A 15,047-nucleotide genomic window follows, 5' to 3' on the forward strand; every position below is an offset into this window, starting at 1 on the left:
GAGCAACAGCTCATTTAGTCTGGGTTTGGTTCACGGAATCAACCTTCGAGGGCTCGCAAGGGCCTTCGAATACTAGGTTAAGCGTATGGCAAATTTAAAAGAAATTCGCGCCAAAGTAGCTAGTATCAAAAGCACGCAGAAAATTACTCGCGCGATGCAGATGGTAGCAGCTTCTAAGATGCGTCGTGCGCAAGAGCGCATGGCTCAAGGCCGTCCGTATGCCGAAAATATGCACCGTGTAATTGCTCATTTGGTTCAAGCGAATCCTGAATACAAACACCGTTATATGGTTGAACGTCCTGTAAAGCGCGTTGGCTATATCATTGTGTCTTCAGATCGTGGCCTTGCTGGTGGTTTGAACATTAACTTGTTCAAGAAAGTGGTAAAACACGTTCAACAGCAAAAAGAGCAGTCAATTGAAGTTCAATTTGCTTTAATTGGTCAAAAAGCGGTTTCGTTTTTTAAAAACTACGGCGGTAAAGTACTTGGCGCGACGACAAATGTCGGTGATGCACCAAGTCTTGAACAGTTATCTGGTTCTGTACAGGTGATGTTAGATGCTTATGATAAAGGCGAGTTAGATCGTATTTATCTAGTGTCAAACGGCTTTGTCAATGCCATGACTCAAAATCAAAAAATCGAACAACTTGTTCCTTTAGCTGCGGCTGAAGAGAACGAGAATCTGAACCGTCAATATGGTTGGGATTATATCTATGAGCCACAAGCTGAAGAGCTTTTAAATGGCTTATTGGTTCGTTACATTGAGTCTGTGGTATATCAAGGTGTGATTGAAAACATCGCATGTGAGCAGTCTGCACGTATGGTTGCTATGAAAGCTGCAACTGACAACGCAGGCGACATCATTAAGAGCCTACAACTTATTTATAACAAGCTGCGTCAAGCCGCGATTACTCAGGAAATTTCTGAGATCGTTGGTGGTGCCGCTGCCGTTTAACATTATTTTGAATTGAGGAGACAGCAATGAGTGGCGGTCGTATCATTCAGATCATCGGCGCGGTTATCGACGTCGAGTTTGAACGCAACAGCGTTCCTAAGATCTATGACGCTCTCCAAGTTGACGGTACTGAAACTACATTAGAAGTTCAGCAACAACTTGGTGATGGCGTAGTTCGTACTATTGCAATGGGTTCTACTGAAGGCCTTAAGCGTGGTTTGAACGTAACTAACACTGGCGCGCCAATCTCTGTACCAGTTGGTACAGCGACTCTTGGTCGTATCATGGACGTTCTTGGTCGCCCAATCGACGAAGCTGGTCCTGTTGCAACTGAAGCGCGTTTACCAATTCACCGTCAAGCGCCTTCTTATGCTGAACAAGCTGCTTCTACTGACCTTTTAGAAACTGGTATTAAAGTAATTGACTTACTTTGCCCGTTCGCTAAAGGTGGTAAAGTTGGTCTGTTTGGTGGTGCCGGTGTTGGTAAAACTGTAAACATGATGGAGTTGATCAACAACATCGCGAAAGCTCACTCAGGTTTATCTGTGTTTGCTGGTGTTGGTGAGCGTACTCGTGAAGGTAATGACTTCTATCACGAAATGAAAGATTCTAACGTTCTAGACAAAGTAGCAATGGTCTACGGTCAGATGAACGAGCCACCAGGTAACCGTTTACGCGTAGCGTTGACTGGTCTTACTATGGCTGAATATTTCCGTGACGAGAAAGACGAAAACGGTAAAGGCCGTGACGTACTATTGTTCGTAGATAACATCTATCGTTATACACTAGCGGGTACTGAAGTATCAGCACTTCTAGGTCGTATGCCATCTGCAGTAGGTTACCAGCCTACACTTGCAGAAGAGATGGGTGTTCTTCAAGAACGTATTACATCGACTAAGTCTGGTTCTATTACGTCAATCCAAGCGGTATACGTACCTGCCGATGACTTAACAGATCCATCGCCTGCTACAACGTTTGCTCACTTAGACGCAACTGTTGTATTGAGCCGTGACATCGCGTCGAGTGGTATTTACCCAGCGATCGATCCACTTGACTCAACTTCACGTCAGCTAGATCCACTAGTAGTTGGTGCTGAGCATTACGAAATTGCTCGTTCAGTTCAAAACGTTCTTCAACGTTACAAAGAATTGAAAGACATTATCGCAATTCTTGGTATGGACGAATTGGCAGAAGAAGACAAACTTATCGTGTATCGCGCACGTAAGATCCAACGTTTCTTCTCTCAACCGTTCCACGTAGCTGAAGTGTTTACTGGTGCTCCTGGTAAACTTGTACCGCTTAAAGAAACGATTCGTGGCTTTAAAGGTCTTTTAGCTGGTGAATACGATCACATCCCAGAACAAGCGTTCTACATGGTTGGTGGTATTGACGAAGTACTTGCTAAAGCTGAGAAACTTTAATTAGTTCCCTAATTTAGGAGATTCTCATGGCGACTATGCAATGTGATGTTGTAAGTGTTAAAGAGTCTTTGTACTCAGGCACGATCAGCATGATTATCGCAAAAGGTGCTGGCGGTGAATTGGGTATTATGCCTGGTCATACACCATTAGTAACTTTACTCAAGCCTGGCGCGATCCGTGTTGTGCTTGAAAACGGTACAGAAGAGTTAATCTATGTATCTGGTGGTGTTCTAGAAGTTCAACCGCATGTTGTTACGGTACTTGCAGATACTGCAGTCCGTGCAGAAAACTTAGATGAAGCGGCAATTGTTGAAGCACGTAAAAATGCTGAAAACTTGCTTGCAAATCAAAAGAGCGATTTGGACACTGCTGCTGCATTAGCTGCTCTTGCAGAAACTGCTGCTCAGTTAGACACAATCCGCAAAATCAAAAACCGCGCTTAATTGCAGGTTTGAGATTTAAAAAACCACCCGAAAGGGTGGTTTTTTTATAGGCAATATTTAATAATAATTCATAAATAAATATTTTATGTGTTTAATAATAAATGAGAAAGGTTGGAAATGTTAAATAAACTTGTTTTAGCGATATTATTATCATTAGGTTTTATTGGTTGCGCATCTGTTCCTAAGGTAGATCCAAAAGGATTACAAAAACAACAAAATATACAAGCAGGGCAAGCGGCAATCTATGTTTACCGTTCTAATAGCATTTTAGGTTCAGCTCTTAAAAAAGATGTTTGGTTAAATGGTGAATGTCTAGGTGAAACTGCACGCGGAGTATATTTTTACAAAGAAGTAGAAGCAGGAAAAAAACATATTGTCTCTACTGAATCGGAATTTTCTCCTAATCATCTTAATATCACTACAGAAAGTGGAAAAAAATATTATGTGCAGCAATACATTAAGCCTGGTGTATTAGTTGGTGGTGCAAATATAAAATTAGTTGATGAAGTTGAAGGGAAACAGGCTATTGAAAAATATAGTTTAGCAGTAGAAGGGACATGTTCTAAACAATCTATTCAATTTTAAAAACCGCGCTTAATTGCAGGCTTGAGATTTAAAAAACTACCCGAAAGGGTGGTTTTTTTATGCTATAAAATAATTTTAGTCGTTTAAGCACAATATAAAAATGCAACTCATCCAACAACAAGCCCATTTTTGGGAGCTTTACCAACAACAAGACAATTACTATTTGGGCTTTGCCATAGATACAGGTGATGCCATGCACTGTTGGCATTTGCAGTTAACTGATCAACAAATTTTAGCTTACCAAGAACAGGGTAGAGCTGCGCTTGAACAGCTTGCAAAACAATTGAGCCAACAGGTTTATCAAGCTAATTTTAGTCAATTAAAAGCCCAGCAAGTAGATGCTGTTACAGAAGCTAAAATGCAAGCAGCTTTTCAACAATGGCATCAAACTGCATCTAATAGCTGAATTGAAAATTGCTGTGCATCTATAATTTTAACCTGAAAAATTTCGCTAAAACCCTCAGCTAATTGAGGAATTTCTAGTTTTTTATAGGTTGCTCGTACACCGACTTCAGGAATATTGGCTTTGCCTATACGTTGCCGATTACGCTTTAGAGCGCTGTTTAAATCAGTTTCAAAATAATAGGCAATCACCTCAAAGCCTGCATCATGGGCGCGTTGAATATAACGACGACGTGCTGCAACATCAGGGTTGGTATTATCAATCACCATTTTGGTTTTTGAGGCTAAACACGCTTCGAAAATCATATTTTCACGATGCCGAGTTTTCAGCATATCTAAATTTAAGCGTAAATGCGTGTGGTAAAAATACTGCTGATAAAAGGTAGATTTACCCGAGGCCTGTACCCCACATAATAAAATAAGTTGCATATTTCAATCATCTAAGCGCTAACACAATTGAGCATATGCCTGCATACCGCATTAAGCAACTAAGATCCTTCTGGGAATTCTTGACGTTCACCGCCGTTATAGGTTGAAAAACGGGGTTGTTCACGCTGAAAGGTGGGGGCAGAACTGGACCATGGCCACTTACCAAACTGAGTGGCGCGATAGCGTCGAAAAGCCTCATCTAACTCTTGCTGAGTATTCATGACAAATGGACCATGCATCGCTACAGGCTCAGTAATGGGTTCACCTTCTAACCATAAAATACGTGCTTCTTGATCACCTGCAGTTAGGCTGACTTCGACATCCGGTTGCAGCTCTACAAGATGTCGAGATTGTAGGCTGTGATCAAACAGCTTTAATTCTGAGCCTTGATAAAAGTAAGCAAAACGTGTTGACGTTGCGGTTGTTGCAGGCAAGGTCACTTGTGTATGAGCGGGCAATGTAATCAGGAAAATATTGACATGGTTTTTAGTTGCTGCTGCCCACGAATGCGCTGGACAAGCTAAAGCAAACGTTTGATTAAATTGACCTGCTACCACACGAATATCAGCAATATTACCTTGGGCATCCTTTAAATAGACATGCGGAATATCTTCGCGCCACAGCATTTTATAATCAGGGTCTTGCTGTTTTTGTTCAGAAGATGAATTAAACCAAATTTGAAAAAGTTCTAAGGGATTGGCTCGATTTTGGTGAATCAGTGGAAACATTTCACAGTGTTCAACACCATTGCCTGTACTCAGCCATTGTACATCACCTGCAGCATAGCGACCGGCATTACCCAGCGAGTCAAAATGGTCAACTACACCTTGTTCAACTAAGGTAATAGTTTCAAAGCCGGTATGTGGATGTTGCGGAAAACCGGGCACAGTTTCGCCATAATACATACTATATTCTTGATTTACAGCAGGATGCTGAGGACCAAGCTCGGCATTGCCTTTAGGAAAATGATCTAGATGATGTGCTGCAAAAATAAAAGGATCTTTTAAATCTAAGCGGAATTTAATGGGAACAATAGAGTAAATGGCCTGATGCATATGCTTATTCCTTGCTGTTTTAATTTTTATATATGCTAGCAAGCTTTCAACATAGCGTATGTTATGTATCTGATGTGATGCTGTAATAAAGTCGTGAAGCCTAAACTATTTAGACTTCACTAGGCGTTTTAAGACTCAGACTTTTCCTGAGGAATTAACAGGGCTGCAAGTTTAAGCATTTCACCTTGTACATTGCCCATTTGGGCTTCAATTTGTTTAAAGTCCACATTGGCAAAGTCTAATTTTCCGTTTAAGAAATCAGAGTTCAGTACTTTTTCGTTGGCTGCAATAATATTGCTACGAATGTCGTCAATTTCCTGACTTTTTAAATCTAAGCTCACCAGTGCCTGATTAAAGCCAGTCAGTTGAGTTTGTAAACTAGAAGCTGCTTGTTCAAGTTTTTGCGCATCTTTTAAATCAACTGCATCTTGTAACTCAGTTTGGGTTTGCTGTAGTTCTTCAATATAGTTGCCGGCCTTAAGTTGTACATCTGCAACATCACGTACAATTGAAAACATGCTGCCTGATTTTAATTCAGCTTGAAGATCTTCAGATGCACTTTCAGCCATTTGTGGCTCAGGTTGCGCAGTTGCCTCAGGTGCAGGCGTTTGACCACATCCAAACAGCATCACGCTTAGACCCAATAACATCATCGGCGTAGTCACGCGCTGTAAAACCTTTGTCATGCTTAAAAACACCAAAATATCTAATCATAATCATAAGATACGACATAATCATGACCAAATAAGGAATTTTTTATAAATACACAACAAAAATAAAAAACAGCGTTACTACGCTGTTTAAAATCTAGGTGAAGATCTTAGCGTATGAATTTAATGACCTTATGGTTTTTGCTGTCCATCAGCACATAATCACCATTGACCTTAATCCATGTTTGATTGGCTTTAGGTGGAGCGAGTTTCTTAGATTGTTTGTGATCAATTTTATAGTGCTTGGCCTGAAATTGTGTAGGAACTTTGCTGCCTGACTTCCAATCGCGTTTTGGTTGTTCAGCTTTGTTAACCAGATGTTGTTTAGGCATGTTTGGCTTATGCTGCTCAAATTTGGCAGGGGCTTTATGGGGGTTCAGTTTATGTCGGTGCTTTATTTTGTTGTGTGGCTTGATGCTTATGCTCAGATGACACAGCAAAAGCAGAAGTTGCTACTAATACGTTAGAGATTGAAAACACCATGGCTTTTAATAATTTCATTTTTAGCACCTATCTGTATGACTTAGGATAGGCTTAAATAAACAATAAGATTTTGATAAATAGAGAATAAATTATTTTTTTAAATATAAAAATTAAGCAGAAGTAATGAAAAAATTACCTAGAGATTATGAGGATGATTAAGGGGGAAAATGTGTCTAGCCCTAAAACTAGACACAATTGCATGGCTTATTTGGCAAGCTCAGCTTCAATTGCACTGACAATGCGTTCATCATCGGCTGTGATGTCTGGTGCAAAACGCGCGACAATTTCACCGTTTTTACCAATCAGGAATTTTTCAAAGTTCCATAGCACTTCAGGCGGTAGGTTTGGCGTTAAACCATAATCTGTTAAATCTTTTACCCATGGGCCTTCACCAATACGTTCAGGAATGGCTTGCGTGAGGGCTTGATAAAGCGGATGTTTGTCTTGACCTACCACAGTAATCTTGGCAAATAATGGAAAATCAATTTGATAGTTAATGCTACAAAATTGTTGAATTTCTTCATTGCTGCCCGGCTCTTGTGCCAAGAAATCATTGGCAGGAAACCCCAGAATTTCTAAACCTTCGGCTTTTTTGTTTTGATAAAGTTGCTGTAAACCTTCATATTGTGGAGTTAAACCGCATTTTGAAGCCACATTGACAATCAATAAAACTTTGCCTTGATATTGGTTTAATGTTGTCTGCGTGCCATCAATGGTTTGCACGGCAATATCATATACACTGTTTGTCATAAACGATCCTTATTTTGTTTTAACCAAATCATGTTGTAGCGATAAAATTGCTCAGCGGCAAGTAAAAATTCTTGTCTTACGCCTATATGTACAAAAAGCCAATACGATATGTATGCTTTTAAAGCAAAGGCGAGCACAGTTAAAATTAATCATATAAAAACAGCATACAGCTGAAAAAATAACAGTAAAGGATCACAATATGACACAGCAGCGTATGGCATGGTGGGCAATTTTATTACCAATTACAGCTGTTGTGATTTGGTCGTTAAATATTGTAGTCACGCGTTATGTCACGGATTTTATTGAGCCAATGAGTATTAGTTTTTATCGTTGGTTATTGGCATGGCTGTTATTAACGCCGTTTATGCTGCACAAAACTTGGCAGCAGCGACAATTGATTCAACAACATAGCTTGAAGTTGGCAATTTTAAGTGCTTTTGGCATGTTGTTGTACCAAGGCTTGGCTTATAGCGCAGCACATTATACGACCGCCACCAACATGGGTTTAATTAATGCTTTTATTCCAATTTTTACTATTTTTGTTGGCATTTTAATTTTAAAAGAATTTCCTAATCGCTATGCAGTGATTGGCAGTGTTTTCTCATTTTTGGGATTACTGTATGTCATTGGTCAAGGTCAGTTAAGTGCAGTCTTAAATTTAGGTCAGCATAGCGGTGACTTGCTGATGCTGTTGGCCGTTTTCTTTTATGCTTTTTATGGGGTATTTTTAAAAAAATGGCAGTTGGCATTGCCTTTAATGCTGATGCTATACGTGCAAGTATGTTTTGCGTTGCTCTATCATGTGCCTATTGTGGTTTATTTGGGTTTAGATTCTCTTACTCAAGACAATATGCTGAGTGTCGCGTATGCCGGAATTTTTCCCTCGTTATTGGCGCCTTTGCTGTGGATGAAAGCGGTACAACAACTCGGTCCCAATCAGACCAGTATTTTTATGAACTTAATGCCGATCTTTACAGCCTTAATTGCCTATTTTTGGTTGAATGAACGATGGAGCATTTACCATACTGTTGGTGGAATCGTGATTTTGTTGGCTGTATTGTTAGCACAGAAAAAATAATTAGATTAAAAAATAAACAAAAAATATTTATTTATTTTATTTTTTTCACTTATACTACAAAAAATCAGCAAAGATTGATGCTTTAAAAATCATCTGAGTTTTTTAAAAATAAATAAAAAATAGTCAGATAAATTGAACATGTTGGTAAAAAATTACTTATCTAATATATTTTTAGTCTAAATTGAGTTTAATATTATATTTGTTTAAATAACATGATTAACACATAATACCGTCATCGCAGATACTTAAGATATTCTTAACGATCTTTAAGTTGCGCCAGATTTGTAGACCCTCTGGATGTGATTTACACATCCTTTTTATGCTCAGCCGTCCCTATATGGCTGAGCTTTTTTTTGCCTAAAATTTAAGGATTTAGGCGCGAATTACTTTGCCTGTTTCAGCATCTAAAATGCGACTTGGTTCACAACTTAAACCTAAATCACCATTCAGATAATTTAAATCTTGATGAAAATATTGCATAGCATCTTGTAAAGAACGTGCAGGCTCTAATCCAGCAGGATTGGCACTGGTTGATACAATAAAACGATCAAAGGCAGAACATAGCGCCATGCACAGTGGATGATTGGTGACACGTACTGCCACTTTGGGATGATTGCCTTTAATCCAAGTTGGAATTTCGTCGGTTGCCGGCAGCAACCATGTCGTGGCGCGTTCACCAGCAGTTTGATTACGCCAAGAGTATTCTACTTGAGCGCGGATGTTTGGATCTAAATTGGCAAGTAAAGGTTCTACTTGACTTAAGTGAGCGGCAAGTAAGATCACGCCTTTTTCAATCGGGCGTTGCTTTAAGCGCAAAATTTCTAAAAATGCCTCTTGGTTATACGGGTCACAGCCTAAACCCCAAACGGCCTCTGTAGGATAAGCCAGAACTTGACCTTGTTTAAGACATTCTGCGGCTTCGGTTACAGAGGTAGTAATCATCGACATTTTTATCTTTTCCCGTGTGATATGTGAAAAGACTATTGTGGACTTTATTGCGCCGAACCACAACGCAAGTAAAGACCTGACTGTTGCATTGCTAAACCAAACAATTCAAGTTCCATAAGTTTTGCGGTTAAATCCGCTGCATCTAGATTTAAACCTGCACAAAGTTGATCAAGGCTTTGACCTTGCCAATCAAGTGCTGTGTAGAGTGCTTGTAAATGTGCAGGAACTTTGGGTTCAGGTGCAAGTTTTATTGCTGGTGTGGCTGTATTTTGAGGGTGTAATCGCTGATGCTGCCATTGGGTGGCTAAGGCCAAATCCTCAACGATTTGTTCAGGGTGATCGACTAAAATTGCACCTTCGCGAATGAGTTGGTGGCAACCTTGATGATGCTCACTGTAAATGTGCCCCGGAATTGCAAAGATACTTTTACCTTGCTCGGCCGCAATTTTGGCAGTAATTAAAGAACCGCTTTTTAAAGTGGCTTCTGCGATTAATACCCCTAAACTCAAACCACTGACGATCCGATTACGTCTTGGGAAATTGTGCTGTAAGGGTGGTGTAAACGGTAAAAATTCAGTGATGACCGTGCCATCTTGGGCAGCAATCTTTGTTCTTAAGTTTTGATGTTGGCGTGAATAAGTTTGATCTAAACCCGTTGCCATTACCGCCAAAGTACGCCCATGCTGTAAACCACCTAAGTGAGCCGCTTCATCAATACCTAAAGCTAAACCGCTATTAATATAAAAACCTTGTTCACTTAAATAGTAAGCAAAATCATAAGCCACTTGGCGTCCATGTGGGCTTGGTTTACGACTCCCTACAATGGCAATTTGCGCTTCGTTTAATATATTGAACTGACCTTGTCCGAAAATGAGGGGTGGTTTATCCACATAGTTTAAAAGTTGCTGTGGATAAGCATCGTCTTGAAAGGTGACGATAAAATCGCTGTGAGTTTGTATGCTGTGCAGGAGTTTTTCAAAATGAGCTTGCTGTAGTGGTTGCTCAAATTCTTGAACACGTTTGAGATGACTGCTGTGTAAATTTAAAATGGCCCAATCATGCCGTGCCGCAATAGCACTGGGGACTGAGCCATAATAGTCAAGCAGCTTATAAAAACTCGACAAAGAATGTTGCACTAAATACCACAAGCAAATGAAATCGCGTTGCGATTGTGAGAGTTGTTGCAACATACCTCACCTCGTTGTTTTTATCGTTTATTCATCATCGCTTGGGGTAACTAAGTTTGCACCAACTTTAATTGGTAATTCACTACTTAATACATAAGCATAGCTAAATTGATCAAAGGTTTTAAACACCATCAGTTGACCAATACGCTGACCCGGCAATTGAATACGTTCTTTGGTTTTTGGATCAGTCACCACTTCACCTTGTTGTGAAATGCTAAATACATGACCACTTTGTACGCCGTGTTGGCTACCACGATCTAAAGTAACAACACTACCCAGTGCGGCTGTGCCGATTGAACCTTGTACACGAATAACTTTACCATCTTTGACCACATTATCAGTTTCTACTGGGTAGAACAATGTTGGCAGCATTGGGTCATAAATTGGTAAAACACGATCACCACGACGAACTTCATAGCTAAAGGTGTCGGTAATTTCTAGTGTTGTAACGTCGTTATCACTATTTTTGCTGGCAATTGCAGTAGCCACTTGGGTGAGTTCTAATGCAACAGGGTATTTACGCCCTTTGGCATCCGTTGCTGTGTACGGTTCGCCTTCACGGTAAATGGCATAACGCTGACCGGCCTCTAAACCTACACCGCGTGCATAAACCGTTTGTCCTTTAGCCGCCAATACACGTTGATCTGCTGCACCTACAATATAAGGGGTCGCATCTAAAGCATTCGGTGCAATGATATGTGAGCGCTCAAGGAAGTTTTTAATATCATCGAGTGCAATCACAGGAATGGCATTATTTAATGATTCAAGGCGCACCTGAGGTTGTAATTTTTGGTCACCTAAGTAACGACTAATAATTCCGGCACAACCATCACCTTCGTCTTTACCTAAAATTGGACGACCTTGATAGTCACACATCAATAAACGGTCACCTGGGAAAATCCAATGTGGATTTTTAACATGTTTATTGCTTGCCCAAATTTCACGCCAGCGCAGTGGATTCTTTAAAAAGCGCTTTGAAATATCCCACAGGGTATCGCCTTTTTTGACCACATAAACGTTTGGTGCATCGGCTTTTAACACAGGTGGATTGACATTGCGTGCAGGTGCCGCCTCAGCGGTTGCGATCATACCTAGCCCCAAACTCGCACACACCGCAACAGCCAATACATGCTGTTTAAACCCCAAGACACGAAAAATAGCTGTGTCTGTCAAAACTTTTTTCATTATCATAATTCCTAAAATTATGTATGTAGTTGCGTTATAATAACGATCTTACACACAATTTTCTGATGAAGCATTCCTTCATTGGTTTTTTTAGTTCAATGGCACAGTTGAGGACGCAGTATGGCCTTATTACCTATTTTAAGTTTCCCGGATCCCCGTCTTCGTACCATTGCCAAACCTGTCGAAGAAGTTACTGATGAAATTCGTCAGCTTGCCGCAGATATGTTTGAAACGATGTATGCAGCACCTGGTATTGGCTTAGCTGCAACGCAAGTTGATCATCATATCCAATTGATCGTCATGGATTTATCTGAAACCAAAGATCAACCGTTGGTGTTCATTAATCCAAAGATTACCCCACTGACTGAACAAACCCAACCGTATGAAGAGGGCTGTTTATCTGTGCCTCAAATATACGATAAAGTTGAGCGTCCGTCACGCGTAAAGATCGAAGCACTTAATCTTGAAGGACAAGCGTTTGAGATGGAAGCAGATGAACTTCTCGCAGTTTGTATTCAGCATGAAATGGATCACTTAAATGGCAAACTGTTTGTCGATTATTTGTCTCCATTAAAGCGTCAACGTGCGCGTGAAAAAGTGGAAAAAGTGGTGCGTCAACGCCAAAAAGTGCAACGCTAAGTTTAAAAACTGTTTTGTTGTTTAGTATATTTGTTATACTCAAGCCCATACTCCATGTATGGGTTTTTTGTTCTTGGTGATGCGAAGCGGGTTGCTACTGGCGTTAGTCGCGGTGGCCTTACAAATCGCTGTTTTTTTACAGCCTCTACTGCCGATGCAATATCAGGTTGCGCCGGTGTGTGAGACCATCACCCAAGCATTATTAACCAACTCTCATAGTCATCACGCTCATGCACATATAGCTGAGCATGCTGCCGACCATACACATCATCACGATTCCAATCATCAGTGTCAGTATTGTACTGTTTACAGTAACTTAGTTTTGCCGCCTGATTTAAGCATTAAAGAAGTGCTTGATCGGGTCTTAGTACGTTTTTATGCATGGCAAAATCAAGCCGCTTATGTTTGGTTTGTACTGCAACGACTATTTTTATTGCCACAAGGGCGAGCCCCACCACTTTTTGCATAAATTTCGATTGTTTGTTTTAGGGTCTTGATTGGCTCTAGCCCCCTCGTATTTATGTTTTAAGTGAGATTTCTGATGCGCTCAGGTCAATTTTTACTACAGCCTTTAGTGGCTGCGATGGCGATCGCCTATTCATCTACAAGCTTAGCAGTTGAAACATCAACTCATTCTTTAACCGCGATTGTAGCTACAGCCCAACAAGGCAATGATGCCAATGGGTTAATTGTACGTGCTGATCCCAAGCAACCGATTCAGCCCATTCCTGCCACAGACGGTGCAGATTACTTACAAAGTATTGTTGGATTTAGCGCCGTGAATAGCGGTGCAGGCACCAATGGTGATGTCACGTTCCGTGGCATGTTTGGCTCACGTATTAAAATTTTAACTGATGGCACAGAAAATTTAGGTGCTTGTCCAAGTCGTATGGATTCACCAACCTCATATATTTCGCCTGAAAGTTATGACCAAATTTCGGTCATTAAAGGCCCGCAAACGGTGCAATATGCCAATACTGGTTCGGCAGCGACTGTTATCTTTGAACGTCGTCCTGAGCAATTCAATGATGAGAAAAATTATCGTGGTCAAGCTAGCGTAGTGCTAGGTTCTTATGGACGCTTGGATCAGAATATCGAAGCTGCATTGGGCGATGAGCAGAAGTATCTTCGTTTAAATACTAATCGTTCGGTATCTGATAGTTATCAAGATGGTGATGGTAGTACTGTGCCTTCAGATTGGGAGCGTTGGAATGCAGATATCGCTTTGGGTTGGACACCAAATGCAGATACTTGGCTTGAACTGAGTGCAGGTAAAGCAGACGGCGAAGCAGTCTATGCAGGACGTGCCATGGACGGTTCAAAATTTGCCCGTGAAAGTTTAGGCTTACGTGTTGAGCAGAAAAATGTCACTAGTGTGATTAAAAAAATTGAAGCACAAGTGAATTATAACTTTAATGATCATGTGATGGATAACTTTAGCTTACGTGAGTTTAATCCTGCAGGTGGCATGATGCATCCTATGGCGACCAATGTGGCACGTAAAACTTTAAATGCACGCGTTGCTGTGAGCAGTGAATGGGAAAAAATAAATTTAATCAGTGGTCTAGATACGCAAAATAACGAGCACAGCATTCGTCGCGGCATGCATGACAGTTACAAAGATGTAGCGCGTGAAATTGACATGCAATTTCAGTCTTACGGTATTTTTACTGAGCTCGGCTATGATTTAGGTCAAGATAACCGCTTAGTCACAGGTATGCGTGTGGATCAAGTCAAAGTTGAGGATTTACGTAGCAGCACAGCTTTAGGTTTAAACCGTGAACTCAATAAAACCTTACCGAGTGCTTTTATCCGTTTTGAGAATATTCATCCTGAACATGAAGATGGTAAAACTTACATTGGTTTAGGTTATGTAGAGCGTATGCCAGATTATTGGGAGCTGTTTAGTCCAAAATCAGGCAATGGCTACAGTAATACCTTTAATCATATAGATACCGAAAAAACCCTACAGCTTGATTTAGGCTATCAACATCATCATGGTGCATGGAATTCTTGGGTGTCTGCTTATGCAGGTTTAGTACAAGATTATATTTTAACCAATTATCAACCTACCGGCATGATGGGCGCTTTAGAAGCGCATAGCCGTAATGTAGATGCCACGATTGCAGGTGCAGAAGCTGGTGTAGGTTATCAATTTAGCGACGCAATCCAAGCTGATATGAGTGTTATGTATGCATGGGGTGAAAACACCACCGATAACACGCCATTGCCACAAATCTCTCCATTAGAGGGACGTATCAACTTACGTTACGTGCAAGACAACTATAACCTTGGCTTATTATGGCGTGTAGTTGATGGGCAAAGCCGTATTAGTGAACGCGAAGGTAATATTGTTGGCTATGATTTAAAACAAAGTGCAGGTTTTGGTACGCTGTCTTTAAATGGAACCTATAAGTTAGCCCAAGATGTTGATCTATCGGTTGGGATTGATAATGTGCTGAATAAAACGTATGCCGAGCATTTAAACAAATTGGGTAATGCAGGTATTGGTTTAGCAGGTACAGAGCAATTTAATAATATTGGACGCAATTATTGGGCACGTTTAAGCATGAAGTTTTAAAATTTAATGCCTAATAAAAGCCACAATTTTATATTGTGGCTTTTTATTTAATGAGCTATGGAAAAGAATTTATAAAGAGTAGATATAGCAAAAAATAATAATTTGGATTAAAAAGCACACAATTAATCACTTTTAGTTATCTTTTTTTGTTTTAGGGCTTGTTTAACTTTGAAAACTATCTATAATCGCCCTCCAT

General features: G+C 40.3%; 17 protein-coding genes. 9 read left to right on the forward strand and 8 right to left on the reverse strand.

The genetic code is table 11. The annotated features are described in order from the left end of the window. Nucleotides 1-85 precede the first annotated feature (85 nt). From atpG to Q0017_RS08255, 5 genes are all read left to right on the forward strand, one after another. Nucleotides 86-955 carry a F0F1 ATP synthase subunit gamma gene (gene atpG / locus Q0017_RS08235; RefSeq protein ID WP_298145210.1) on the forward strand — a complete coding sequence of 290 codons (870 nt, stop codon included), beginning with the start codon at nt 86-88 and terminating at the stop codon, nt 953-955. 26 nt (nt 956-981) lie between these two features. Beyond that, nucleotides 982-2,376 (forward strand): F0F1 ATP synthase subunit beta, encoded by a 1,395-nt coding sequence (gene atpD / locus Q0017_RS08240; protein ID WP_297426786.1) that lies wholly within the window; start codon nt 982-984, stop codon nt 2,374-2,376. Between the two features lie 26 nt (nt 2,377-2,402). Then, entirely contained in the window at nt 2,403-2,819 is a 417-nt protein-coding gene (locus Q0017_RS08245) for a F0F1 ATP synthase subunit epsilon (protein ID WP_298145213.1), read from the forward strand. 117 nt (nt 2,820-2,936) lie between these two features. Then, complete coding sequence (locus Q0017_RS08250; RefSeq protein WP_298145216.1) at nt 2,937-3,404, forward strand: DUF2846 domain-containing protein; 468 nt, start codon at nt 2,937-2,939, stop codon at nt 3,402-3,404. 100 nt (nt 3,405-3,504) lie between these two features. Then, a complete protein-coding gene (locus Q0017_RS08255; protein WP_298145219.1) occupies nt 3,505-3,810 on the forward strand; it encodes a hypothetical protein in 306 nt (101 codons plus the stop codon). Here Q0017_RS08255 and Q0017_RS08260 read toward each other — a convergent pair. The 5 genes from Q0017_RS08260 to Q0017_RS08280 form a co-directional block, all read right to left on the reverse strand. Further along, a complete protein-coding gene (locus tag Q0017_RS08260; protein WP_298145222.1) occupies nt 3,789-4,235 on the reverse strand; it encodes an ATP-binding protein in 447 nt (148 codons plus the stop codon). The genes Q0017_RS08255 and Q0017_RS08260 overlap by 22 nt on opposite strands. 59 nt (nt 4,236-4,294) lie before the next feature. After that, nucleotides 4,295-5,290 (reverse strand): pirin family protein, encoded by a 996-nt coding sequence (locus Q0017_RS08265; protein WP_298145225.1) that lies wholly within the window; start codon nt 5,288-5,290, stop codon nt 4,295-4,297. A 128-nt stretch (nt 5,291-5,418) separates the two neighbouring features. Then, on the reverse strand, nt 5,419-5,976 hold the full coding sequence (locus Q0017_RS08270) for a hypothetical protein (protein WP_298145228.1): 558 nt from the start codon (nt 5,974-5,976) through the stop codon (nt 5,419-5,421). A gap of 134 nt (nt 5,977-6,110) precedes the next feature. After that, the gene (locus tag Q0017_RS08275) at nt 6,111-6,332 is read right to left on the reverse strand and encodes an RcnB family protein (RefSeq protein WP_298145230.1); all 222 of its coding nucleotides are present in this window, start codon (nt 6,330-6,332) and stop codon (nt 6,111-6,113) included. A 355-nt stretch (nt 6,333-6,687) separates the two neighbouring features. Continuing rightward, nucleotides 6,688-7,233, reverse strand: a complete 546-nt coding sequence (locus tag Q0017_RS08280) for a glutathione peroxidase (RefSeq protein WP_298145232.1) — start codon at nt 7,231-7,233, stop codon at nt 6,688-6,690. A gap of 199 nt (nt 7,234-7,432) precedes the next feature. On the opposite strand from Q0017_RS08280, the gene Q0017_RS08285 reads away from it, so the two are divergent. Continuing rightward, a complete protein-coding gene (locus tag Q0017_RS08285) occupies nt 7,433-8,311 on the forward strand; it encodes a DMT family transporter (RefSeq protein ID WP_298145235.1) in 879 nt (292 codons plus the stop codon). A gap of 372 nt (nt 8,312-8,683) precedes the next feature. On the opposite strand, the gene Q0017_RS08290 is transcribed toward Q0017_RS08285, so the two are convergent. The 3 genes from Q0017_RS08290 to Q0017_RS08300 are packed head-to-tail and all read right to left on the reverse strand — an operon-like array spanning nt 8,684 to nt 11,631. Continuing rightward, a complete protein-coding gene (locus tag Q0017_RS08290) occupies nt 8,684-9,253 on the reverse strand; it encodes a Sua5/YciO/YrdC/YwlC family protein (protein ID WP_298145250.1) in 570 nt (189 codons plus the stop codon). Nucleotides 9,254-9,303: 50 nt separating this feature from the next. Next, nucleotides 9,304-10,449: a DNA-processing protein DprA gene (gene dprA / locus Q0017_RS08295; protein WP_298145238.1), complete on the reverse strand. Its 1,146-nt coding sequence runs from the start codon at nt 10,447-10,449 to the stop codon at nt 9,304-9,306. Nucleotides 10,450-10,473: 24 nt separating this feature from the next. Next, on the reverse strand, nt 10,474-11,631 hold the full coding sequence (locus Q0017_RS08300) for a LysM peptidoglycan-binding domain-containing protein (protein ID WP_298145241.1): 1,158 nt from the start codon (nt 11,629-11,631) through the stop codon (nt 10,474-10,476). 120 nt (nt 11,632-11,751) lie between these two features. Between Q0017_RS08300 and def the strand changes: the two genes are divergently transcribed. The 3 genes from def to Q0017_RS08315 all read left to right on the forward strand — a co-directional run bounded on the left by def (nt 11,752) and on the right by Q0017_RS08315 (nt 14,851). Next, the gene (gene def, locus Q0017_RS08305) at nt 11,752-12,270 is read left to right on the forward strand and encodes a peptide deformylase (RefSeq protein WP_297426750.1); all 519 of its coding nucleotides are present in this window, start codon (nt 11,752-11,754) and stop codon (nt 12,268-12,270) included. A 73-nt stretch (nt 12,271-12,343) separates the two neighbouring features. Then, nucleotides 12,344-12,739, forward strand: coding sequence for a DUF2946 family protein (locus Q0017_RS08310; protein ID WP_298145245.1), 396 nt, complete (start codon nt 12,344-12,346; stop codon nt 12,737-12,739). 72 nt (nt 12,740-12,811) lie between these two features. Then, nucleotides 12,812-14,851: a TonB-dependent copper receptor gene (locus tag Q0017_RS08315; protein WP_298145247.1), complete on the forward strand. Its 2,040-nt coding sequence runs from the start codon at nt 12,812-12,814 to the stop codon at nt 14,849-14,851. The last annotated feature ends 196 nt before the right edge of the window (nt 14,852-15,047 follow it).

The organism is uncultured Acinetobacter sp., assembly GCF_947624825.1.
In the GTDB taxonomy this organism is placed as follows: Bacteria; Pseudomonadota; Gammaproteobacteria; order Pseudomonadales; family Moraxellaceae; genus Acinetobacter.